The organism is Pantoea anthophila (assembly GCF_026104315.1).
GTDB classification, from domain to species: domain Bacteria; phylum Pseudomonadota; class Gammaproteobacteria; order Enterobacterales; family Enterobacteriaceae; genus Pantoea; species Pantoea anthophila.
Map to the genome: position 1 here is coordinate 1,534,966 of NZ_CP110473.1, position 21,433 is coordinate 1,556,398.

The 21,433-nt window shown below is 59.7% G+C and carries 23 protein-coding genes and 1 pseudogene; 20 read left to right on the forward strand and 4 right to left on the reverse strand.

Features of this window, described 5'->3' with window-relative positions:
- Nucleotides 1–8: 8 nt before the first annotated feature.
- The 5 genes and pseudogenes from OJ965_RS09605 to OJ965_RS09625 all read left to right on the forward strand — a co-directional run.
- Nucleotides 9–188 (forward strand): annotated as a pseudogene (locus OJ965_RS09605) (DNA (cytosine-5-)-methyltransferase); the annotation flags it as partial.
- A 123-nt stretch (nt 189–311) separates the two neighbouring features.
- A complete protein-coding gene (locus tag OJ965_RS09610; protein ID WP_265139017.1) occupies nt 312–1,913 on the forward strand; it encodes a methyl-accepting chemotaxis protein in 1,602 nt (533 codons plus the stop codon).
- Between the two features lie 351 nt (nt 1,914–2,264).
- Complete coding sequence (locus tag OJ965_RS09615) at nt 2,265–2,666, forward strand: hypothetical protein (protein WP_265139019.1); 402 nt, start codon at nt 2,265–2,267, stop codon at nt 2,664–2,666.
- A gap of 237 nt (nt 2,667–2,903) precedes the next feature.
- Nucleotides 2,904–3,638: a metallophosphoesterase family protein gene (locus tag OJ965_RS09620; protein WP_265139021.1), complete on the forward strand. Its 735-nt coding sequence runs from the start codon at nt 2,904–2,906 to the stop codon at nt 3,636–3,638.
- 289 nt (nt 3,639–3,927) lie between these two features.
- Complete coding sequence (locus tag OJ965_RS09625; RefSeq protein ID WP_009089453.1) at nt 3,928–4,218, forward strand: Bor family protein; 291 nt, start codon at nt 3,928–3,930, stop codon at nt 4,216–4,218.
- Nucleotides 4,219–4,343: 125 nt separating this feature from the next.
- Here OJ965_RS09625 and OJ965_RS09630 read toward each other — a convergent pair whose 3' ends face one another.
- The 3 genes from OJ965_RS09630 to OJ965_RS09640 form a co-directional block, all read right to left on the reverse strand.
- Entirely contained in the window at nt 4,344–4,652 is a 309-nt protein-coding gene (locus tag OJ965_RS09630; protein ID WP_265139025.1) for a chorismate mutase, read from the reverse strand.
- Nucleotides 4,653–4,774: 122 nt separating this feature from the next.
- Entirely contained in the window at nt 4,775–5,590 is an 816-nt protein-coding gene (locus OJ965_RS09635) for a hypothetical protein (RefSeq protein WP_265139026.1), read from the reverse strand.
- Between the two features lie 170 nt (nt 5,591–5,760).
- Nucleotides 5,761–6,636, reverse strand: a complete 876-nt coding sequence (locus tag OJ965_RS09640; protein ID WP_265139028.1) for a LysR substrate-binding domain-containing protein — start codon at nt 6,634–6,636, stop codon at nt 5,761–5,763.
- 102 nt (nt 6,637–6,738) lie between these two features.
- Here OJ965_RS09640 and OJ965_RS09645 point away from each other — a divergent pair, with 102 nt between their 5' ends.
- The 15 genes from OJ965_RS09645 (at nt 6,739) to phnE (OJ965_RS09715) (ending at nt 18,814) form a co-directional block, all read left to right on the forward strand.
- On the forward strand, nt 6,739–7,443 hold the full coding sequence (locus OJ965_RS09645) for an SDR family oxidoreductase (protein WP_265139030.1): 705 nt from the start codon (nt 6,739–6,741) through the stop codon (nt 7,441–7,443).
- A gap of 133 nt (nt 7,444–7,576) precedes the next feature.
- Nucleotides 7,577–8,290, forward strand: coding sequence for a phosphonate metabolism transcriptional regulator PhnF (phnF, locus tag OJ965_RS09650; protein ID WP_009089462.1), 714 nt, complete (start codon nt 7,577–7,579; stop codon nt 8,288–8,290).
- Nucleotides 8,290–8,736, forward strand: a complete 447-nt coding sequence (gene phnG / locus OJ965_RS09655; RefSeq protein WP_111208189.1) for a phosphonate C-P lyase system protein PhnG — start codon at nt 8,290–8,292, stop codon at nt 8,734–8,736. Before phnF ends, phnG begins: the two co-directional genes overlap by 1 nt.
- Nucleotides 8,736–9,311, forward strand: a complete 576-nt coding sequence (phnH, locus tag OJ965_RS09660; RefSeq protein WP_009089466.1) for a phosphonate C-P lyase system protein PhnH — start codon at nt 8,736–8,738, stop codon at nt 9,309–9,311. The genes phnG and phnH overlap by 1 nt, the downstream gene beginning before the upstream one ends.
- Nucleotides 9,311–10,387 (forward strand): carbon-phosphorus lyase complex subunit, encoded by a 1,077-nt coding sequence (locus OJ965_RS09665; protein ID WP_265139032.1) that lies wholly within the window; start codon nt 9,311–9,313, stop codon nt 10,385–10,387. Before phnH ends, OJ965_RS09665 begins: the two co-directional genes overlap by 1 nt.
- On the forward strand, nt 10,380–11,228 hold the full coding sequence (locus OJ965_RS09670) for an alpha-D-ribose 1-methylphosphonate 5-phosphate C-P-lyase PhnJ (RefSeq protein WP_058957652.1): 849 nt from the start codon (nt 10,380–10,382) through the stop codon (nt 11,226–11,228). Before OJ965_RS09665 ends, OJ965_RS09670 begins: the two co-directional genes overlap by 8 nt.
- Complete coding sequence (gene phnK, locus OJ965_RS09675) at nt 11,218–11,979, forward strand: phosphonate C-P lyase system protein PhnK (protein ID WP_058957653.1); 762 nt, start codon at nt 11,218–11,220, stop codon at nt 11,977–11,979. Before OJ965_RS09670 ends, phnK begins: the two co-directional genes overlap by 11 nt.
- Nucleotides 11,980–12,693, forward strand: a complete 714-nt coding sequence (gene phnL, locus OJ965_RS09680; RefSeq protein ID WP_111208191.1) for a phosphonate C-P lyase system protein PhnL — start codon at nt 11,980–11,982, stop codon at nt 12,691–12,693.
- The gene (gene phnM, locus OJ965_RS09685; protein WP_009089476.1) at nt 12,690–13,826 is read left to right on the forward strand and encodes an alpha-D-ribose 1-methylphosphonate 5-triphosphate diphosphatase; all 1,137 of its coding nucleotides are present in this window, start codon (nt 12,690–12,692) and stop codon (nt 13,824–13,826) included. The genes phnL and phnM overlap by 4 nt, the downstream gene beginning before the upstream one ends.
- On the forward strand, nt 13,826–14,362 hold the full coding sequence (gene phnN, locus OJ965_RS09690) for a ribose 1,5-bisphosphokinase (RefSeq protein WP_111208193.1): 537 nt from the start codon (nt 13,826–13,828) through the stop codon (nt 14,360–14,362). Before phnM ends, phnN begins: the two co-directional genes overlap by 1 nt.
- Nucleotides 14,359–15,129 (forward strand): phosphonate metabolism protein PhnP, encoded by a 771-nt coding sequence (gene phnP, locus OJ965_RS09695; RefSeq protein WP_265139036.1) that lies wholly within the window; start codon nt 14,359–14,361, stop codon nt 15,127–15,129. The genes phnN and phnP overlap by 4 nt, the downstream gene beginning before the upstream one ends.
- A gap of 79 nt (nt 15,130–15,208) precedes the next feature.
- A complete protein-coding gene (gene phnC, locus OJ965_RS09700; protein WP_009089482.1) occupies nt 15,209–16,039 on the forward strand; it encodes a phosphonate ABC transporter ATP-binding protein in 831 nt (276 codons plus the stop codon).
- A 26-nt stretch (nt 16,040–16,065) separates the two neighbouring features.
- On the forward strand, nt 16,066–16,992 hold the full coding sequence (gene phnD, locus OJ965_RS09705) for a phosphonate ABC transporter substrate-binding protein (protein ID WP_009089484.1): 927 nt from the start codon (nt 16,066–16,068) through the stop codon (nt 16,990–16,992).
- Nucleotides 16,993–17,072: 80 nt separating this feature from the next.
- Nucleotides 17,073–17,933: a phosphonate ABC transporter, permease protein PhnE gene (gene phnE, locus OJ965_RS09710; protein WP_046102120.1), complete on the forward strand. Its 861-nt coding sequence runs from the start codon at nt 17,073–17,075 to the stop codon at nt 17,931–17,933.
- On the forward strand, nt 17,930–18,814 hold the full coding sequence (gene phnE, locus OJ965_RS09715; RefSeq protein ID WP_265139040.1) for a phosphonate ABC transporter, permease protein PhnE: 885 nt from the start codon (nt 17,930–17,932) through the stop codon (nt 18,812–18,814). The genes phnE (OJ965_RS09710) and phnE (OJ965_RS09715) overlap by 4 nt, the downstream gene beginning before the upstream one ends.
- Here phnE (OJ965_RS09715) and OJ965_RS09720 read toward each other — a convergent pair.
- Nucleotides 18,768–21,371, reverse strand: coding sequence for an ATP-binding protein (locus OJ965_RS09720; protein ID WP_265139042.1), 2,604 nt, complete (start codon nt 21,369–21,371; stop codon nt 18,768–18,770). The genes phnE (OJ965_RS09715) and OJ965_RS09720 overlap by 47 nt on opposite strands.
- Between the last annotated feature and the right edge of the window lie 62 nt (nt 21,372–21,433).

The following is a 21,433-nucleotide window of genomic DNA, read 5'->3' on the forward strand; positions in this document are numbered from 1 at the left end:
CGCTGGCCGAATGTTCAGCCAGCGGACTGATGGAATTTGAGGCTTCGGACAAAGCCCATTTCCGTATTCCGGTCTCGGATACTCAGGCGTACAGGCAGTTTGGAAACGCCATGGTGGTTCCGGTTTTTGCTGCTGTGGAGCAGCTACTTTTGCCGCTCATCGAACAACATCTTAGCCAAAAAACTTAGCGCCACAGGGCCATAATTTTTTTTAAGACCGCGCATTATGCTGTTTTGCGCTGAATCGCGTCCGCTGTCACCAAATTGTCATGCCCACTCCCAATACTCTTTTTTATTTTTTGGGGTCGTTAGATGTCACTCCTTTCTGTAATCTCGTTACCGCTACGTTTACGCACGCGTCTTACCTGGCGTATGCCGCTTTGGCTCACCAGCCTTCGCAGCCAGTTTTTGCTGTTTATCGTGCTGTTTTGTTTACTGCAGTTCGCGGGCGTACTGCTGCTCAGTAATCACGTTAATCAGACGCAAATTTCACTTGAGCAAGGCAATCAACTGCGGGAAAGGTTGGCCCTGCTGGATAAAGCACGTATCGAGTTGCTCACCGCCAGTGATAACAGCCACCGCGCCGGTATCTATTTAATGCAGGATCAGCAAAGCGGCTCGGTCGATAGCTGGAAAAGTCTGGCGACCGCCTCCAGGGATTCGTTAACAAAAGCCCAGTCGCTGTTCACTGCCTACCATGCTAAAGCGGACAGCCCCCTGGCTCAGGACTTCGCGATGTTAGCGGAAGGTTTGCAAGAGCAGTTGAAAGGGTTAGCGGCCAATGACATTAATGCCTTTTTTATTGTGCCGATGCAGGCATTCCAGCAGCAGTTTAACGATGCCTGGTTCAGCGAGCTTGAACAGGCCAACCATCAGTTGAGCAGCGTGAATCAACTTACCCTCAGTACACTGAAGCAGAGCCGCAATATGTCGCTGATCGTCAGTGCCATTTTGATGGCGCTACTGGTGCTGGCCTCCAGCCTGCTGATGCGCGGCGTGCTATTGCCGCTTCGACGAGCCAACCGACAGCTTGAACAGATTGCAACAGGCGACCTGGTACCGAACCATGAGACGCCGGGTCGCCAGTGTTTAGAGACGCGCCAGCTGTTTCAGTCGATCGAATCGATGCGCTTCGGTCTGCAGCAGATTGTCAGTGACATTAATAATGTTGCGGTCAGCGTGGCGGCCGGTGCAGAAGATATGCAGCAGCATAACGAACAGTTCATGCAGCAACATCAGGCGCAGAATGCCAGCTTCCACTATCTGTCACAGCGTTTATACCGCGTGTCTGAAGAAGTCGAAATTGGTGCACAGCTCTCGCAGCAGGCCACACAGGAGGCGCAGTCAGCTGATGCTCTGATGCGCAATTGCGTCACGGAAGTCGACAATATGGAACTTAAAATGCAACAGATCGTTGCTGCCTCGGGCGATATCGCCGGGATTGTCGCCATGCTGGATAGTCTGTCAATGCAAACCCGATTACTGTCGTTAAATGCCGCCATTGAATCCGCTCACGCCGGAACGTACGGCCGCAGTTTCTCCGTTGTCGCCAAAGAGATGGGACTGCTGTCGCAAAAGAGTGGTGAATCAACACGTCAGATTGATGGTTTAATTCAGCACACTCAACAGCATGTGAATGATGGTTTTGACAAAGTTAAGGCGCTGGAAGTGCTGTTCACGCAAATCAGCGGCGCGGTTTCGGGGGTAGTAACACAGTTGGATGAGTTACAGCAAAATAGCATCGCGCAAAGTCATCGCGTCAGTAAAATTGCGCAAGAAGTGGTGGAGATGAGCAACCAGCTGCAGCAAAACGAAGCACTCAACGCCCATCAGGTCAATTCTGCTACGCAATTGCGTGAACTCTCTGGTCGCCTCGCGCAGCGGGCACAGCAATTCCGCGTCGATGCAGCTTAAGTGCAGAGATAAAAAGCCCGAGAATGACGTAATACTTGTCAGTTAAGATCTTAATGGGGGCCGCAACAGATAACGTTGCATTGTATCACTGCAGACCGGGTTCCAGCATTTACTCAGGGCAGTCGCATCACGCCTGAACAGTCAAAATGCTTTCGCTTCCACAGGCTATTTATCAGTAAGCGTCGCATATTGACCGTGTTGACACTCGTATGGAGGTGTTGACTACAAGTATATCTGATCATTAAAGTTGGCTGACCTCGTATTGTTTGGTGCATACTCACAACATAAATCTTAGGCTTTAGCTTAAACATTTCTAATAACGGTAATATTCATAAAAAAATGGAGGTGTTCATGGGCTGGGAACTTCATATCGTAAGAACAGAAAATTGGTTTGATAGTGCAAATGATCCAATTAAGAGTGAAGAATGGCTTCAACTTGTTGATAGTGATGAAGAATTATTAATAGATAAAAAGAATGGTGATTTCTTTGCTACATGGAATGTCCATCAGCCACATGATGAACCCTGGCTTGAATGGTGTGACGGACGGATTTACACTAAGCAGCCCTGTGAGGCCCTGTATTGTAAAATGTTGCAGATAGCGAGCAAGCTCGATGCTTTCGTTGTCGATGATGACGATCGCAAATATTTATTACCGAGTGATTTGAGAAATCCATCCTGGGCTAATTTATCGGCTGACACTGTAAAGAAGAGCTCTTTATGGCGTAAGTTAATTTCAAAGTTATTTCCATAATTAAAGCTTAGCGGCATTAATAAATGCGTAAAGGTTCGATTACTTACTCAGTTTTTCTATTAATATTTTATGCTGTTTGTAGATATACAAGTTGTATCTTTCAATTGACCTGCGAATCATAATTAGCATATCTCAATGTCCGCTTTTGGCACAAAGAAGACAGTGGATGCTTATGATATTGGCTAGCGATAGCTCTGATGAAAAACATGCAATACTGAATATGTAAAGGAAAGCGGTATGAAATTAGCTGTGATATCAGATATTCATGGAAATTTCCCTGCGCTGAATGCTGTGCTGGCGGACATTCAATTTCATGGGGTTGATCAGATTGTGAACCTGGGCGATATCGTTTCGGGAGGACTATTTCCTGCCGAAACAGCTGACAGATTGATGCCTTTAAGCTTTCCTACGATAAGAGGCAATCACGAGCGACAACTTCTCGAAACGGATTTTACAGGTATGAGTTTATCCGACAAACATGCGTTCAGAAGTCTTCGGGCTGAGCATTGGGAATGGCTCAAAAGCTTGCCAGCGCAGTTAACTTTGAATGAAGACATACTGATGGTGCATGGGGTTCCAGGAGATGACCGCATTTATCTTTTGGAAGAGGTCACTGCTTCAGGGGTGAAGCCCTCATCTGAGGCGCGCGTTTTAGCCCTTATTTCGGGTAGAAACGAATCGCTGATCCTTTGTGGCCATACGCATATCCCCCGGGAGCTTCGGCTGTCAGACAGCCGGCTTATTGTCAATCCAGGAAGCGTAGGATTACAAGCGTATGATGATGACACTCCCTATGTGCACGTAATGGAGAGCGGTTCTCCCCATGCCCGCTATGCAATTGTGGAAAAACAGAATGGATTATGGAAAGCAGATTTCAAAGCTATTGAGTATGATTGGGAGTCAACTGCTTTGGTTGCGTTAAGCAATGATCGTCCCGATTGTTTGAATGCGCTTAGAACAGGACGAATGTAAACTTTGTATTGCTCTATTCCCCGTTATTAGATCAGCTATTTTGAATTTTCCAGCGTCCGCTTCTGTCACAAAACAGTCCGACGGGATACTAGGGTCCGCTATAAGCGGGAAACTAGGGTCGCTGCTGCGTGAGCTGGCACAGAGCTTTTGTGCTGCGGCGAGCGAGAAGCACAGTCCGCATTCAAAAATATTTCTAATGTTTTCGTTTTCGCTGTCGATAACCTGATGGCTGGCTGAGTGATGATTTCACTCAGCACTTATTTGTACATTTCAAACGATAAGGATATTTATGAACAAGCTTTGTGTTGCGGCGCTGTTGGCTCTGAGTTTAACCGGCTGTGCGCAGCAGACTTTCGTAATGAAACAGAATCAGGTTGGCGCGGCGACGAAAACCACCAGCCAGCCGTTCTTTGTTTCAGGTATCGGTCAGCGTAAGAGCATTGATGCGGCGCAGGTCTGCGGCGGCCAGGAAAAAGTCAGTCGGGTTGAAGTGCAGCAGACGTTTGTTAATGGCTTACTGAGCGTGGTGACGTTTGGTATCTACACGCCACGTGAAGCGCGCGTTTATTGCGCCATCTGATCATGCCTGAGGCCGGTTCGCCGGCCTCATTCTGCGCCTTTCATTAAATGATCGCTGATAGCTGTCGCCATGTTCGCCCCATCAGACAGCCTCTGTCCCGGTAATGACACGCACGCACAAAGAGGTTAATTCACCGGGTCAGGTGGGTTGTTGCCGATCTGCGCATGGTGCGCAAGTTCATACTCTATGAACGCCTCAATCATGCTCCTGTACACCTTCGCAATAATGACCTCAGCAAGCCCTTTCTCCGCTGCGAGTCGGCAGACTTTATCAATGACCTGCTGCACCCGGTCTGGCGCGCGCACTGCGGCGTGATCGGCTTTGAACGTTGCCGCAGCTTTCACACATTCAGCACGCTGAGCAATCATGCTCACCAGATGAACATCGATCCGATCAATCTCTTTTCTGACCTCTTCAAGTGTGGCGAACATCATTTCTGCACCTTTGAACTAGTACGATAGTTCGCAAAGATGCAGCAGGTGTCGGCTGAAAACCAGCGGCAACGGGAAAAGGTAAGCCCGTCAGGCTTACCCCTCATTACCCGGCTCAGACCACGTTACTGCGTCAGCGAGAAGCCCGCGTCAAAATGGTTTGCCTTGTTATTGAACTGCTCGATCCGGGTTGCCAGCTGTGAAATATGGTCATAGCTGATGCGTTTGAAAAAATCATTATCACCGCTGTTGTGCACCAGCTGCGTGAAGGCGGATAACCAGCCGGCGCTGCTCGCTGTGGTGTCAGTGATGCTGAGCATGGCATCCCGTTCTTTCTGCGTCGCATGCTCACCGTGACTGATGCTATCCAGCTGTTGCTCAAACTGCGTGACGCCTGCCGTGTCGCCGTACTGGCGGGCGATATCCAGTGAGCGCTGGGTCAGATCCTGCAGGACAGCATCCTGCGCAGAGGCCTTATCTGACACAAACTTTTCCACTTCACGGTAACTCTCAGCCTGCTGATCCGCAGGAACAAATCGCTCAACCAGTTTATTTAACATGCCCTGGGTGACGGCCAGATCCATTGAAAGCGTTGTGGAGTTACCGGAGCCGGTATAGGAGTGCAGGGCATCGGAAATCAGTCCGGACATATCGGTTTCAGAAAGAGAGGAGTGGGACTGTAAAGCGGAAAACCAGGTATCGATATCGTTGGTAATGCCGTTCGTCGTGCTGCTGTTTTTTTCAATAGTGCTGTTGCGTATCTGAATCACTTCTCTCAGGTTTTTATCTATTGCCTCCTTGCTGAGCTGTGTGGTCGAAGAAGGGGCATCTGCAATCAGCCTGTTTACCGTCTCCCGGGCAAGCGGAATAGTTTTGGGCATACTCTCCTGCTTGCTGAAAACGTCACTCTCTTTAAACCCGTTATCGATTGAGCTAATCATTACTCTCTCCATGTTGTGTGAAAGAAGCCTGATAATAATATCGGGTGTTCATAAGAAAACTTGACGCTTAACGGACAGAAGAGGGAAGCAGATTTCATCTGTTCAGTCAGTGATTATCTGAGATCAACGGATAATCAGAAGGTTAACGCGTTTAAGTGGCGATGCGCGGTTCAGGGACATTCGCCGAGATGATCCAGGCACCATTCCCACACCGCCTGCGCAGCCCTGCCAGGCAGATCCGTACGTTTGCGCACCAGATAATAGTCACCTGCGCTATCGCCCGCGTCAGCCACCACGACCAGCCGACCCGCTTTGATATCGGCCTGCACAAAAGCCCGGCTCGTCAGCGCCACGCCCTGGCCGGCCATCGCGGCATCCAGTGCAAGGGTGGTCTGGTTAAAGCGGGCGCCGGGCAGCTTTCCCTCCTGCTGCAGGAAACGTGGCCAGCCGTCATGCGCGTCATGCAATAGCGGAAGCGACGCGATCTGACGGGCGGTCAGCGGCAGGCTGAGCCCCTCCAGCAGACGTGGGCTGGCAACGGCGATCAGATGCTGACGAAACAGCAGCGCGCTCTCCAGAGTCGCGGGCAGGGCGGTTCGTGACAGCCGCACCGCGATATCCACCTGGTCACGGGAAAAATCGGACAGGGCCTCGGTGGCGACGGTGCGCAACTCAATGTCAGGAAGATCTGCCTGAAGCTGGCCCAGCCGGGGGATCAGCAGTCTGGCGGCGACGGTCGGCGTCACGCTGATCGTCACCACATCCGGGCGCGCCAGCAATCGGTCCGTTGATTCGACCAGCATATCAAACGCGCGCGTCACGTCAGCAAGCCAGGCTGCCCCCTGCGGCGTCAGCGAAAGCCCGCGCGCAAGCCGGTTGAACAGGCGGATGCCCAGATGATCTTCCAGTGCGCGAATCTGCTGCGCAACCGCCCCCTGCGTGACGCCCAGCTCCGCCGCCGCCGCACGGAAACTCAGCTTCCGGCCAGCGGCTTCAAACGCCCGCAGGGCATTCAGTGAGGGCAGACCGCGACGTGAGAGTGGCATAGTTATCCTGTAGTTTTTCTACATGCTCAGAGGTTTATTTATCGCGCGATAATACACCGCTTTCCTGCGAAGATGCGTTTTTCACAGCAAAAGGAGCAAAAGATGACCGCAGAAAAAGTCGCCATCATTACGGCTGGCGGATCGGGCATGGGCGCAGCCGCCGCGCGCAGGCTGGCGGATGAGGGATACCGCGTCGCAATCTTATCCTCTTCCGGTAAGGGCGAGGCGCTGGCGCGGCAGCTGGGGGGGATCGGTGTGACGGGTTCCAATCAGTCACAGGCGGATGTGCAGCAGCTGGTAGACCAGGTCATGCAGCGGTGGGGACGGATTGACGGCCTGGTCAACTCGGCGGGTCATGGCCCGCGAGCCGACATTCCCGACCTCACGGATGACGCGTGGCAGACAGGCTTGGAGGTCTATTTCCTCAGCGCCGTGCGCATGGCGCGTCTGGTGGCGCCAATCATGGCAGCCCAGGGCGGCGGGGCCATCGTCAATATCTCTTCGGCGTGGACCTTTGAGCCGACAGAGATGTTCCCGACCTCCGCCGTGTTTCGCGCCGGTCTCGCCAGCTTCACCAGACTCTTTGCCGACCGCTATGCCGCAGACAACGTCCGGATGAACAACGTGCTGCCCGGCTGGATTGATTCGCTGCCCGCCACCGACGAACGCCGCCAGAGCGTGCCGATGAAACGCTACGGCAAGGCTGAAGAGGTGGCCGCCACGATCGCCTTTCTGCTGTCCGAAGGTGCCGCCTACATCACCGGCCAGAATATCCGGATTGATGGGGGACTGACCCGCAGCGTCTGACACGCCACTCCCACGTTCACCGCACCTTCACCCCGCCGTCACGCTGCTGTCATCTGAAGCCGTCAAGGTAACGCCATCCCGCAGTGATTTTTCACTGCGTTCCCACTCCGTAACCCGTGAGGATTTCATCGTGATGGAGTTATCCAGACATCCGACCACTGTCTACCAGGCGGTTGCCGCGCAGCTGGAGCAGGCGCTGAAAGAGCGTTACCGCTGCGGCGACTATCTGCCTTCCGAACAACAGCTGGCCGACCACTACGAAGTGAATCGCCACACGCTGCGCCGGGCCGTCGATGAGCTGGTGCAGAAAGGGCTGCTGCAACGCCGTCACGGCGTGGGCATTCTGGTGCTGATGCGCCCGTATGACTATCCGCTGCATGCCCAGGCGCGCTTCAGTCAGAACCTGCTGGAGCAGGGGAGTCACCCGACCAGCGAGCGGCTGCTGGCGGTGCTGCGTCCGGCCAGCAGTGACGTGGCCAGTGCGCTGGGCGTGAAAGAGGGCGACAACGTCATTCATCTGCGCACCCTGCGCCGCGCCAACGGCGTGCCGCTCTGCCTGATTAACCACTTCCTCGCCGACCTCAGCTGGTGGCCGCAGCTTCAGCGCTTTAACAGCGGCTCGCTGCACGACTTTCTGGTGGAGCACACCGGCAAACAGCTGGTGCGCACCCAGACCCGCATCAGCACCCGCCGGGCGCAGGCGAAGGAGTGCCGTCAGCTGGATATCGCACTCCATGCGCCGCTGCTCTGTGTGCGGACCCTGAACAAAACCGCAGATGGTGCGCTGGCAGAATACTCCGTCAGCCTGACCCGCGGTGACATGATCGAACTGACTCTGGAGCACTGATGGAACAGCAAACGGATCGCCAGCGCTGGCTGTCGGTGCTGGCACACAGCAACGCCGCGCGGCTTGAAGCGCACTGGCAGGCGCTGAATCTTCACCCCGAGTTTACCCTGATCCGCCCGGCTGAAATCGGCATGACGCGGCTGCAGGCGCGAATGGGGGCCACCGGGAAACGCTTTGTGATGGGTGATGCCACGGTGACCCGCGCCGTGGTGCAGCTGAGCGACGGCACCCTGGGATACAGCTACCTGTTAGGACGCGACAAAGCGCACGCCGAGCGCTGCGCCCTGCTGGATGCACTGTTGCAGCAGCCGGAAACCCGGCCGCTGCTGGAAGAGAAGATTATTACCCCGCTGGCGGCGTGGCGTGAAGAGCAGCGACAGCTGCGCGCGCGCGAAATCGCCAGCAGCAAAGTGGATTTCTTTACGCTGGTTCGCGGAGATAACTGATGACTTTACTGGCAAGTTTTAACCACCCTGTTGCGGACGCGCAGCGCGCCTTTCGCCGCATCCTGAAGGCGATGAGTGAACCGGGCGTGATGGTCTCGCTGCCGCTGCAGCAGGGCTGGGGTGCGCTCTCGCCGGCGGCCACGGCGCTGCTGCTGACGCTGGTCGATCAGGAGAGTCCGGTCTGGCTGGATGCGAAAATCGACAACGAACAGCTGCGCAACAATCTGCGCTTCCATACCGGCGCGCCGATCACCACCCGGCAGGATGCGCCTTTTGCCCTGAGCCATGCGGCGGCGCAGCCCGACCCGACGGCGTTTGCGGCGGGGGATAACCTGTCACCGGAAAAAAGCACCACGCTGATTATCGAAGTGCCCTCGCTGAATGGCGGTCTGACGCTGCGACTCTCCGGCCCCGGCCTGCGCGAAACCCGCGCCATTGCGCCGCAGCTGCCGGAGAGCGTGCTGGACTATCTGCGCACCCGGCCGCATCCGTTTCCGCAGGGGGTGGATCTCATCTTCACCTGCGGCGAAGCGATCATGGCCGTGCCGCGTACCACCGTTGTGGAGGTGTGCTGATGTATGTCGCGGTAAAAGGGGGCGAAAAAGCGATTACGCATGCCCACCAGCTGCAGGCCGATCTGCGCCGTGGCGATCGGGCCGTGGCTGAACTCGGCTGCGATCAGGTGGCGCAGCAGCTGGGTCTGGCGGTGGATCGGGTGATGACCGAAGGGGGGATTTACGATCCGGAACTGGCGGCGCTGGCGATTAAGCAGGCCAGCGGCGATCTGGTCGAGGCAATTTTTCTGCTGCGCGCCTATCGCACCACGCTGCCACGGCTGGCGGAGAGTCGCCCGCTGGCGACCGGGACGATGCGTATCGAACGCCGCATTTCGGCGGTCTATAAAGATCTGCCGGGCGGCCAGGTGCTCGGCCCTACCTGTGACTACAGCCACCGTCTGCTCGACTTCACGCTGCTGGCCAATGGCGAAACGCCTGCCGCGCCGCGGGATGATCGGCCGGTCGCGGAATGCTGCCCGCACATGTTCAGCATGATGAGCCGCGAAGGGCTGGCGGCCGCGGAGGAGGATGACGGCAGTGAGCCGACCGATATCACCCGCGAACCGATGGCGTTTCCCGCCTCGCGCGCGGCACGGCTGCAACAGCTGGTGCGCGGCGACGAAGGCTTTCTGCTGGCGCTTGGCTACTCGACGCAGCGGGGCTATGGGCGCACCCACCCGTTTGCCGGGGAGATCCGCACCGGCTATGTCAGCGTCAGCATCTGTCCTGAAGAGCTGGGCTTTGAACTGGAGATTGGGGAAGTGCTGCTGACCGAGTGTGAAATGGTCAACGGCGTGGCCCACCGCGAAGATGCCGCCCCGCACTTTACCCGGGGTTACGGGCTGGTGTTTGGCCGGGCGGAACGCAAGGCGATGGCGATGGCGCTGGTGGACCGGGCGCTGCAAAGCCGCGAACAGCAGGAGCGTATCACCAGCCCGGCGCAGGATGAGGAGTTTGTGCTGTCGCACGCCGACAACGTGGAAGCCGCAGGCTTCGTCTCCCATCTCAAGCTGCCGCACTACGTCGATTTTCAGGCGGAGCTGGCGCTGCTCAAACAGCTGCAGGATGACTATCAGGAGCGCAACCATGGCTGAACTGACGGGTTACAACAACGGTTATCTCGATGAGCAGACAAAACGCACTATTCGTCGCGCCATCCTGAAAGCGGTGGCGATCCCTGGCTATCAGGTGCCGTTTGCCGGGCGCGAGATGCCGATGCCTTACGGCTGGGGCACCGGCGGCATCCAGATCACCGCCAGTGTGATTGGCGATCAGGATGTGCTTAAGGTGATCGACCAGGGGGCTGATGACACCACCAATGCGGTGTCGATCCGCCACTTCTTTCAGCGGGTCAGCGGTGCGGCCACCACCGAACGCACCAGCGATGCCACGCTGATCCAGACGCGTCACCGCATCCCGGAAACGCCTCTGGAGGAGGATCAGATCCTGATTTTCCAGGTGCCGATCCCGGAGCCGCTGCGTTTTATCGAACCGCGCGAAACCGAAACCCGCCTCCTGCATGCGCTGAAGGAGTACGGCATCATGCAGGTGAAACTCTATGAAGATATCGCCCGCTATGGCCATATCGCCACGACTTATGCTTACCCGGTCAGGGTCAACGGCCGCTACGTGATGGACCCGTCACCCATCCCCAAATTCGACAACCCGAAAATGGACATGATGCCCGCGCTGCAGCTGTTTGGCGCCGGGCGTGAAAAGCGCATCTACGCGCTGCCGCCTTACACCCGCGTCGAGAGCCTCGATTTCGACGATCACCCGTTTACCGTGCAGCAGTGGGATGAACCCTGCGCGCTGTGCGGCTCGCGCCACAGCTATCTCGATGAGGTGGTGATGGACGATCAGGGCACGCGGATGTTTGTCTGCTCCGACACCGACTTTTGCCACCAGCAGCAGGAACAGCAACATGCACAGTGAACAGCCGCTGCTTGCGGTCAGCCAGCTCACCCATCTTTATGCGCCGGGCAAAGGGTTTGAGCAGGTCAGCTTTGATCTCTATCCCGGCGAGGTGCTGGGCATCGTCGGCGAGTCCGGCTCCGGTAAAACCACGCTCCTGCACAGCCTCTCGGCACGCCTCGCACCGCAGCAGGGCACGCTTCTCTATCAGGGGCGCAACCTCTGGCAGATGAGTGAAAGCGAGCGCCGTCACCTGCTGCGCACCGAGTGGGGCGTGGTGCATCAGCATCCGATGGACGGCCTGCGTCCGCAGGTCAGCGCGGGCGGCAACATCGGCGAACGGCTGATGGCGACCGGCGCGCGGCACTATGGCGACATCCGCGCAACGGCGAGCCGCTGGCTGCAGGCGGTGGAGATTGACCCCGGCCGCATCGACGATCTGCCCACCACCTTTTCCGGCGGCATGCAGCAGCGTCTGCAGATCGCCCGCAACCTGGTGACGCAGCCACAGCTGCTGTTTATGGATGAGCCGACCGGCGGGCTGGATGTCTCGGTGCAGGCACGCCTGCTGGATCTGCTGCGCACCCTGGTGCGGGAGCTGAACCTGGCGGTGGTGATCGTCACCCACGATCTCGGTGTGGCGCGCCTGCTGGCACATCGTCTGCTGGTGATGAAACAGGGGCGGGTGGTGGAGAGCGGTCTGACCGACCGGGTGCTTGACGATCCTCATCATCCTTACACACAACTGCTGGTCTCTTCGGTGCTCAATTAAATGACGACTATCAATCCGCGTCTGCAGGTCGGAAACCTGTGTAAAACCTTTGTGCTGCACAACCAGAACGGCGCGGCGCTGCCGGTGCTGCACAACGCCAGTCTGACGGTGGGCGAGGGCGAATGCGTGGTGCTGCACGGTCACTCGGGCAGCGGCAAATCGACTCTGCTGCGCACGCTCTACGGTAACTATCAGCCCGACAGCGGCTATATCCGGGTCGCGCACCAGGGGGAATGGGTCGATATGGCGCAGGCCCCGGCGCGGCAGATTATCGCGCTGCGCCGCGACACGCTGGGCTGGGTGAGTCAGTTTCTGCGGGTTATCCCGCGCGTGCCGACGCTGGAGATTGTGATGCAGCCACTGCTGGAGCGCGGCGTCGACCGCCGGTTCTGCGAAGCGCGCGCCGCCGACCTGCTGAGCCGGCTCAACGTGCCGCAGCGCCTCTGGTCGCTGGCACCGTCCACCTTCTCCGGCGGAGAGCAGCAGCGGGTGAACATTGCGCGCGGTTTTATCGCTGACTATCCGGTGCTGCTGCTGGATGAACCCACCGCCTCCCTCGACAGCGTCAACAGCGCGGCGGTGGTGAGTCTGATTGAAGAGGCGCGCGCCCGGGGTGCCGCCATCGTTGGCATTTTTCACGATCGGGCGGTGCGCGAGCAGGTGGCCGATCGGCTGCATCTGATGCACCCCATTGAGACAGGAGCGCAGGCATGATCATCAACAATGTCAGACTGGTGCTGGAAAATGAGGTCATCAGCGGGTCGCTGGAGTTCCGCGATGAGCGTATCAGCAGCTTCAGCGAAACCCGCAGCCAGCAGCCGGGCGCGCTGGACGGCGAGGGGGCCTGGCTGCTGCCGGGGCTGGTGGAGCTGCACACCGACAACCTCGACAAGTTTTTCACCCCGCGACCCAAAGTGGACTGGCCTGCGCATTCGGCGATGAGCAGCCACGATGCGCTGATGGTCTCCAGCGGCATTACCACCGTGCTGGACGCCATTGGCGTCGGCGATGTGCGCGACGGCGGTCACCGGCTGGAGAATCTCAGCAGGATGATCGACGCCATCCGCGACAGCAACCGCAAAGGGCTGAACCGCGCCGAGCATCTGCTGCATCTGCGCTGTGAACTGCCGCACCCGACCACCGCGCCGCTGTTTGAGGCGCTGATGGGCACGCCGGAACTGGCGCTGGTCTCGCTGATGGATCATTCGCCAGGGCAGCGGCAGTATGCGTCGCTGACAAAATATCGCGAATATTACCAGGGCAAATACCAGCTGAATGACGCGGAGATGGATCAGTTTGAGCATGAGCAGCTCACGCTGGCGGCGGCCTGGTCGCAGCCCAATCGTCAGGCGATCGCCGGACTCTGCCGCGAACATGGCATCGCCATTGCCAGCCACGATGATGCCACCGCCGCGCATGTGGAGGAGTCCCACGCGGCGGGCAGCCGCATCGCCGAATTTCCCACCACCCTGGAGGCGGCGCGCGCCTCGCGCTATCGCAACATGCAGGTGCTGATGGGGGCGCCCAACATCGTGCGCGGCGGCTCGCACTCCGGCAACGTCGCCGCCTGGGAGCTGGCGTCTCACGGCCTGCTGAACATTCTCTCCTCCGATTACTACCCGGCCAGCCTGCTGGATGCGGCGTTCCGGCTGGCTGAGGATGAGCGCAACACGCTCGGCACGGCGCAGGCGATTGCGCTGGTCACCTGCAATCCGGCCCGCGCGTTAGGGCTTGAGGATCGCGGGGTGATCGCGGAAGGGTGTCGCGCCGATCTGGTGCTGGCGCACACCGCACATGGCTACCCGCATGTGCGCCACGTCTGGAGCAAAGGCCGGCAGGTCTACTGATGGCGCGGCTGATCTGGCTCACCGGTCCCTCCGGCTCAGGCAAGGATAGCCTGCTGGATGCGCTGCGGGCGGCACCGCCGCCGCGCCTGCTGATCGCCCATCGCTATATTACCCGCGCAGCGGATGCGGGCGGTGAAAACCACGTGGCGCTGACCGAGGCGGAGTTCGCCCGCCGCGCGGCGCTGGGGCTGTTCGCAGTGAGCTGGCAGGCGCACGGTTTCAGCTATGGCATTGGCTGTGAGACAGAGCAGTGGCTGCTGCGCGGACAGAACGTGGTGGTCAACGGCTCGCGGCTGCATCTGGCGCAGGCGCAGGCCCGCTTCGGTCCGCAGCTGCTGCCGGTCTGCCTGCAGGTCACGCCAGCGGTGCTGGCGGCGCGCCTGCGCCTGCGCGGACGGGAAGATGAGGCGGCAATCGCCCGGCGACTGGCGCGTGCCGCCCAGCCGCAGCCCGATGGCTGCCTGATCCTTAACAACGATGGCGCGCTGGCAGAGACCGTCCGGCAGCTGCGTCAGATAGTGGAGGCGGCGCAATGAAACTCACTTTTCTCGGCACCGGTGGGGTGACTGCCGCGCCGCTGCCGGGCTGCGACTGCCGTGCCTGCCAGCGGGCGCAGCGCCATAGCGATTACGCCCGTGCGCCCTGCAGTGCGCTGATTGAGACCGGGCGCGAGCGCATCCTGCTGGATGCCGGCCTGCCACTGCTGGCGTCGCGCTTTCCGCCCGGATCGCTGACGCGTATTCTGCTCACCCACTACCACATGGACCATGTGCAGGGACTGTTTGCGCTGCGCTGGGGGCGGGGAGCACCGATTCCGGTCTGGGGGCCGCCCGACCCGCGCGGCTGTGATGATCTCTATAAACACCCCGGCCTGCTCGACTTTCGCCCCGCCTTAACCCCGTTTGTGGCACACGCCTTTGGCGAGTTACAGGTGACGCCGCTGCCGCTTCAGCACTCGAAGCTGACGCACGGCTATCTGTTCGACTGGCACGGTCACCGGCTCGCCTGGCTGTGTGACACCTGCGGGCTGCCCCCCGACACCGCCGACTTTCTGCGCGGTCAGCCGCTGGATCAGCTGGTGATCGACTGCAACGACCCGCCGTCTGCCAGGCCGCGCAACCACAACGATGTCACTCAGGCCCTGGCCATTGTGGCGCTGCTGCGGCCGCGCCAGAGCTGGCTGACTCATCTCAGTCATGAGATGGACAACTGGCTGGCGGAAAATTCGCTGCCGGAGGGGGTGCAGGCTGCGCGTGACGGCCAGACGCTGCTGTGTGGCGCGCCCTGGCCTGTCACAGTTTGATCATCTGACTGTCATCCCGCTTTCATCGTGCCACGCCTTAATAACCGGCAGAACGCAATCAGAGATGACGGAGAACAGCATGGCACAGGCACTTCTGAAAACGGTGGTCGACCACGATCGGCCCCCGGTCAGTTTCAGCGGACAAAAAGTGTTGTCGGTGCAGGGATTGAGCAAAACCTACGGTGATACGCCGGTGCTGGATCGGGTCAGTTTCGATCTCCATGCCGGTGAGCTGGTGGCGGTGATCGGCCGCTCCGGCGCCGGGAAATCGACGCTGCTGCATATGCTTAACGGCACCATCAGCGCGACGGCCGGGGCGATTATCAGCCTGCATAAAGGGGAAGCCGAGCGTAACGTGGTCACCCTTAACAGCCGCCAGATGCGGGAATGGCGCAGCCAGTGCGGCATGATCTTTCAGGATTTCTGCCTGGTGCCGCGCCTCGACGTGCTGACCAATGTGCTGCTGGGCCGCCTGAGCCAGACCAGCACGCTGAAATCCTTTTTTAAAATTTTCTCCGACCACGACCGGGCGCACGCTATCGAACTGCTGCAGTGGATGAACATGCTGCCGCAGGCGCTGCAGCGGGCAGAGAATCTCTCCGGCGGACAGATGCAGCGGGTGGCGATCTGCCGGGCGCTGATGCAGAACCCCAGAATCCTGCTGGCCGATGAGCCGGTGGCGTCACTCGATCCGAAAAACACGACGCGCATCATGGATGTGCTGCGTCAGGTCAGCGAGCAGGGCATCAGCGTGATGGTCAACCTGCACTCCATTGAGCTGGTGAAACGCTACTGCACCCGGGTGATTGGCATCCAGCGCGGCGTGGTGCTGTTTGACGGCCATCCTTCCCGACTGACTGACAGCCTGCTGCAACAGCTGTACGGCGATGAACTTAACCAGATCCATTAACCTCCACAGCAAGAGAACAACTCCGAATGAAACTGACTTCTTTAGCACTACTGATCGGCGTTATGGCGTCGGGTGTCAGCGCAGCGGATGCGCCAAAACAGCTGAATCTGGGGATTCTGGGCGGTCAGAACGCCACCCAGCAGATTGGTGATAATCAGTGCGTGAAGACCTTCTTTGATAAAGAGCTGGGTGTGGATACTCAGATGCGCAACGCCTCTGACTATTCGGGCGTGATTCAGGGACTGCTGGGCGGCAAAATCGATATGGTGCTGAGCATGTCACCCGCCTCTTTCGCTTCGGTCTACCTGCAGGACCCGAAAGCGGTGGAGGTGGTCGGCATCGTGGTGGATGACAAAGACAACTCCCGCGGCTACCACTCAGTGGTGATCGTCAAAGCGGACAGCCCCTACAAAAAGCTGGAAGACCTGAAGGGGAAATCGTTCGGCATGGCCGATCCGGACTCGACCTCCGGCTTCCTGATGCCGAATCAGGCGTTCAAGAAGATGTTCGGCGGCTCGGTGGATGACAAATATAACAACACCTTCTCCAGCGTCACCTTCTCCGGCGGCCATGAGCAGGACATTCTGGGCGTGCTGAACAACCAGTTTGACGGCGCGGTCACCTGGACCTCGCTGGTGGGCGACTATAACAGCGGCTACACCTCGGGCGCGTTTGGCCGCCTGATCCGCATGGATCACCCCGACCTGATGAAGCAGATCCGTATCATCTGGCAGTCGCCGCTGATCCCCAACGGTCCGGTACTGGTCAGCAACAAACTGCCTGCCGACTTTAAAGCGAAAGTGGTGGCGGCGATTAAAAAGCTGGATAAAGACGATCACGACTGCTTCGTGAAAGCGGTGGGCGGTAAGCAGCATATCGGCCCGGCCACCGTTGCCGACTATCAGAGCATTATTGATATGAAGCGCGACCTGATGAAAGGCAGCCGCGGCTGACGAACCTTCCTGACTTCCCCGCCTCGCGGGGAGAGCGGGACGCGGCCAGCGTCCCGCTGCTTTCACGCCGGAGATCCCCCTTGACCGACTTCGAACACTATTACCAGCGCATCCGCCGTCAGCAAAAACGTGACACGCTTATCTGGTCACTGCTGCTGGTCACGCTCTATCTGGCGGCGGGCAGGGTGGCAGAATTTAATCTGCTCACCGTCTGGCAGTCGCTGCCGCACTTCTTTGACTACCTGCATGAGATCCTGCCGGTGCTGCATCTGCCGCTGCTGTTTGCCGACGGCAAAACAGAAGGCTCGCTGGCCTACTGGGGCTACCGTCTGCCGATCCAGCTGCCGCTGATCTGGGAAACCCTGCAGCTGGCACTGGCGGCGACGCTGCTGGCAGTGGGGCTGGCGGCGGTGCTCGCCTTTTTCGCCGCCGACAATACGCAGACGCCGGTCAGCGTGCGGATGGCGATTCGCGCCTTTGTCGCCTTTCTGCGCACCATGCCGGAACTGGCGTGGGCGGTGATGTTTGTCATGGCGTTTGGTATCGGGGCGATACCCGGCTTCCTGGCGCTGGCGCTGCACACGGTGGGCAGCCTGACCAAGCTCTTTTATGAGGCGATTGAGTCCGCGTCGGATAAGCCGGTGCGCGGCCTGGCCGCCTGCGGAGCCAGTAAACTGCAGCGGATGCGCTTTGCCTTCTGGCCGCAGGTGAAACCCGCCTTTCTCTCCTACAGCTTTATGCGGCTGGAGATTAACTTCCGATCCTCCACCATCCTCGGGCTGGTGGGGGCGGGCGGCATCGGCCAGGAGCTGATGACCAACATCAAACTCGACCGCTACGACCAGGTCAGCATCACCCTGCTGCTGATTCTGATTGTTGTGTCGCTGCTGGATACGCTGTCCGGTCAGCTGCGTCGTCGTGTCACAGGAGAGCGCGCATGATCCGTTCCGTTCCCGCTATCGCGCAGCTGAAGCAGCAGCATCGCGAGCTGTTTGCCGCGCAGCCGCGCTATCTGCGTCGTCTGGCACTGATGACGCTGGCACTCCTGCTCTACTACCTCTATTTCTTTTCGGTGTTCGGGCTGGAGGGATCGCGCCTGCTGGCGGGCTGCCAGCAGCTGGGGCGCTACTTTCTGCGGATGTTTGTCTGGCATGACTTTATGAACTGGCCCTTCAGCTACTATCTGTCGCAGGTCGGGATCACCCTGGGGATCGTGTTTGCCGGTACGCTGACCGCCTCGCTGATTGCGCTGCCGCTGTCGTTCCTGGCGGCGCGCAACGTGATGCACGATCGCGCCGCGAAGCCGCTGGCGTTTCTGATGCGGCGACTGTTCGACCTGCTGCGCGGCATCGACATGGCGATCTGGGGGCTGATTTTCGTTCGTGCGGTGGGCATGGGGCCGCTGGCCGGGGTGCTGGCGATTATCCTGCAGGATGTCGGCCTGCTCGGCAAACTCTACGCCGAAGGGCATGAGGCGGTCGAACGTTCACCGGGCCGCGGGCTGGGGGCGGTGGGCGCTAACAGCCTGCAGAAACACCGTTTCGGCATTTTCACCCAGTCCTTTCCGCAGTTTCTGGCGCTGAGCCTCTATCAGATCGAGTCCAACACCCGCTCTGCGGCGGTGCTCGGCTTTGTCGGCGCGGGCGGGGTAGGCCTGGTCTACGCCGAGAATATGCGGCTCTGGAACTGGGATGTGGTGATGTTCCTGACGCTGATACTGGTCGGGGTGGTGATGATCATGGATATGATCTCCAGCCGCCTGCGCAAACGCTATATCACCGGGAAGCCGGTGCCGCTGTGGCAGCCTGCTGCGCGCGATTAAGCCGTTCGCTGCGCTGCCAGGCGCGCTGTAACGCCTGCACCAGCTGCGCCTGCTGCCAGGGCTTGCCCAGCCGCTCACACAGCGGCAGCGTGACCGGCTGGTGGCGCAGATCCTGACCGCTGATTAACAGCGTGGCGAGATGCGGCCAGTTCTGCTGTGCCTGACGCACCACCTCCGCGCCGTTGATCTCGCCGGGCAGCATCAGGTCGCTGATCAGCAGGTCGATATCGGGTGTCTGGCGCAGCAGCGCCAGCGCCGCTTCGCCGTCGCCACACTCCAGCGTCAGATAGCCCAGCTGGTGCAGATGTTCGCACAGGGTCTGCCGCACCGCCGGTTCATCATCCAGCACCAGCACCAGCCGGTTGCTGGCCACCGCTGGCAGCGCTGGCGGGGGAGGCGGCGCGACCGCTGCGGCGACCGCCTCCTGCGCGCGCGGCAGCAGAAGGCGCACCGTGGTGCCCTGGCCCGGCGCGGTTTCCAGCTCGATCTGACCGCCCGACTGCCGCACAAAACCGTAGACCATTGACAGGCCCAGCCCGCTGCCGCTGCCGGTGGCTTTGGTGGTAAAAAAGGGCTCGAAAACCTGTTCACGCACCTCCGCCGACATGCCGCAGCCCGTGTCAGTCACCTCAATTGTGACCCGGTCACGTTTTTCACTCCCCTCGATCCGCCGCTGATTCCAGATGCGCAGCCGGATTTCGCCGCTTTGCTGCTGCATCGCATCGCGGGCGTTGACCACCAGGTTCATCAGCGCATTCTCCAACTGACCGGCATCGATCCACGCGGGCCAGCCGGGACGCTGCGCATCGATAATCAGCTGCTGTCCGGGCAGCAGCGAGTGCTGTAATAATCCCTGCAGGTTGTCCACCAGCGTGACCACCGACACCGCGCGCGGAAACAGCGCCTGCTTACGTGAAAAGGCCAGCAGCCGCTGGGTCAGCTGGGCGGCGCGGTCGGCAGCCTGGCGCGCCCGCTCAATCCGGCTGGCGAGCGGGCCGGGCATCAGCTGCCCTTCGGTCAGCGCCAGGCTGCCGATAATTACCGCCAGCAGATTATTGAAGTCGTGCGCCAGGCCGCCGGTCAGCTGGCCCACCGCCTTCATCTTCTGGCTGTGCTGCAGGGCCTCTTCCAGCGTTTTGCGCGAGGTGCGATCAAGAACGGTGTTCACCATGCCGCGCCGGGGGATCGGGCTGAAGCGCAGCTCCAGCGTCCGGCCATCGGCCAGCCGGATCTCCTGCGGTTCGCCGGGATCGTGCAGATCCCCCGCCAGCGGAGCCAGCAGCTGCTGATAGTGGACGCCGCGATGGAGCTCCCGCGGCGCGATGCCGAGCAGTTCGGCATACTGCGCGTTCCACACCACCAGCTGACCCTGATGGTCAAACAGGGCAAAGCCGTCGCGCATCGCCAGAAAGGTGGACTCCAGCTGGCTGCTCTTCTCTTTCAGCAGACGTGAAGTGTGCGCCAGCGAGGCGGTATTGCGGGCAAAGACGTTGAAGGCCCGCGCCAGTTCGCCCAGTTCGTCGCGGCGCTGCAACCCCGGCACGCCGACGTTCTGCTCACCCTGCGCCAGCCGCGTCATGGCGGCGGCAATCGCCGTCAGGCTCGACCCCAAATTGCGGTAGATGTAGATCCCGGCATAGCCGGTGATCGCCAGCGCCAGCAGCACGAAAAGGGCGATAAAGCCGATGATGGAGTCCAGCTCGCGGTGGGTCGCCAGGGTTCGCGCTTCGCTCTGCAACGCCACCTGCTGTACCGAGGCACTGATATCCTCATTCAGCATCGCCACCAGCGCCTTAATCCGGTAGGTGGCGTAGGCGATCGCCAGATCGCTCTGTTCCAGCGCCTCCGCCAGAGGCAGCAGGCGCTGCTGGGTCGCCAGCAGTCGCGCAATGTTCTCGCCGGTGACGCCCGTCAGCGGCACGCTGCGCCACTGCGTCATCACCTGCTGCAGTTGCTCAATCACCGCAATCGGTGAGGGCGTACGGATGGCGATGCTGAGCAGCCGCTCAGTCTGCTCGCGCAGTGCGTTATCCGGCGCGCGCTGCGATTCCCGCTGCAGCCGCTGGCTGATGTGGCCGAGCAGAATCTGCGACTGCCACAGGTCACTCAGCATGTTATTGCGCTGCAGGTGGCGCTGATGGCCGGTGAGCAGCAGGCGGTTAATCGTCTGCTCCAGCTCCAGGCTGCGGGCGCGGATACGGGCGATGCGCTCCGGCTGACGCGCGGCCAGCGGGGCGCTGGCGAGCAGGCTCAGCGACTGCTGCAGCGCCTGCTGATTCTGCTGAAGCCGCTGTGATTCGCTCTGATACTCCAGCGCGCCCACTACCTGCGACAGCCGCACGGCTGCCGTCGCCACATTGGCGGTATCACGCGCCAGCGCCAGACTGCCGTTCATGTCCGCCAGCGTCTGCGCCTGTGCCTGCTCCTGAATCGTACCGGCATGGCGAAAACCGACGACCGCCACCACGCTGACCATCAGCGTGACGGCGACCACCAGCAGATTGAACATCAGCAGGCGGCCCCGCGCGCCAGCCTGCCACGGATAGGTGCGCTGCATCCCACCCCCTCTTTATCACGGCAACGATGGGCCGAGTATAGGAGCGGGCAGCCGGGTGAATA

What these genes read in the sequence shown, in the direction of transcription:
- OJ965_RS09610 (WP_265139017.1), top strand. Translation starts at nt 312, where the DNA reads ATGTCACTCCTTTCTGTAATCTCGTTACCGCTACGTTTACGCACGCGT.
- OJ965_RS09615 (WP_265139019.1), top strand. Translation starts at nt 2,265, where the DNA reads ATGGGCTGGGAACTTCATATCGTAAGAACAGAAAATTGGTTTGATAGT.
- OJ965_RS09620 (WP_265139021.1), top strand. Translation starts at nt 2,904, where the DNA reads ATGAAATTAGCTGTGATATCAGATATTCATGGAAATTTCCCTGCGCTG.
- OJ965_RS09625 (WP_009089453.1), top strand. Translation starts at nt 3,928, where the DNA reads ATGAACAAGCTTTGTGTTGCGGCGCTGTTGGCTCTGAGTTTAACCGGC.
- OJ965_RS09630 (WP_265139025.1), bottom strand. Translation starts at nt 4,652, where the DNA reads ATGATGTTCGCCACACTTGAAGAGGTCAGAAAAGAGATTGATCGGATC.
- OJ965_RS09635 (WP_265139026.1), bottom strand. Translation starts at nt 5,590, where the DNA reads ATGATTAGCTCAATCGATAACGGGTTTAAAGAGAGTGACGTTTTCAGC.
- OJ965_RS09640 (WP_265139028.1), bottom strand. Translation starts at nt 6,636, where the DNA reads ATGCCACTCTCACGTCGCGGTCTGCCCTCACTGAATGCCCTGCGGGCG.
- OJ965_RS09645 (WP_265139030.1), top strand. Translation starts at nt 6,739, where the DNA reads ATGACCGCAGAAAAAGTCGCCATCATTACGGCTGGCGGATCGGGCATG.
- phnF (WP_009089462.1), top strand. Translation starts at nt 7,577, where the DNA reads ATGGAGTTATCCAGACATCCGACCACTGTCTACCAGGCGGTTGCCGCG.
- phnG (WP_111208189.1), top strand. Translation starts at nt 8,290, where the DNA reads ATGGAACAGCAAACGGATCGCCAGCGCTGGCTGTCGGTGCTGGCACAC.
- phnH (WP_009089466.1), top strand. Translation starts at nt 8,736, where the DNA reads ATGACTTTACTGGCAAGTTTTAACCACCCTGTTGCGGACGCGCAGCGC.
- OJ965_RS09665 (WP_265139032.1), top strand. Translation starts at nt 9,311, where the DNA reads ATGTATGTCGCGGTAAAAGGGGGCGAAAAAGCGATTACGCATGCCCAC.
- OJ965_RS09670 (WP_058957652.1), top strand. Translation starts at nt 10,380, where the DNA reads ATGGCTGAACTGACGGGTTACAACAACGGTTATCTCGATGAGCAGACA.
- phnK (WP_058957653.1), top strand. Translation starts at nt 11,218, where the DNA reads ATGCACAGTGAACAGCCGCTGCTTGCGGTCAGCCAGCTCACCCATCTT.
- phnL (WP_111208191.1), top strand. Translation starts at nt 11,980, where the DNA reads ATGACGACTATCAATCCGCGTCTGCAGGTCGGAAACCTGTGTAAAACC.
- phnM (WP_009089476.1), top strand. Translation starts at nt 12,690, where the DNA reads ATGATCATCAACAATGTCAGACTGGTGCTGGAAAATGAGGTCATCAGC.
- phnN (WP_111208193.1), top strand. Translation starts at nt 13,826, where the DNA reads ATGGCGCGGCTGATCTGGCTCACCGGTCCCTCCGGCTCAGGCAAGGAT.
- phnP (WP_265139036.1), top strand. Translation starts at nt 14,359, where the DNA reads ATGAAACTCACTTTTCTCGGCACCGGTGGGGTGACTGCCGCGCCGCTG.
- phnC (WP_009089482.1), top strand. Translation starts at nt 15,209, where the DNA reads ATGGCACAGGCACTTCTGAAAACGGTGGTCGACCACGATCGGCCCCCG.
- phnD (WP_009089484.1), top strand. Translation starts at nt 16,066, where the DNA reads ATGAAACTGACTTCTTTAGCACTACTGATCGGCGTTATGGCGTCGGGT.
- phnE (WP_265139040.1), top strand. Translation starts at nt 17,930, where the DNA reads ATGATCCGTTCCGTTCCCGCTATCGCGCAGCTGAAGCAGCAGCATCGC.
- OJ965_RS09720 (WP_265139042.1), bottom strand. Translation starts at nt 21,371, where the DNA reads ATGCAGCGCACCTATCCGTGGCAGGCTGGCGCGCGGGGCCGCCTGCTG.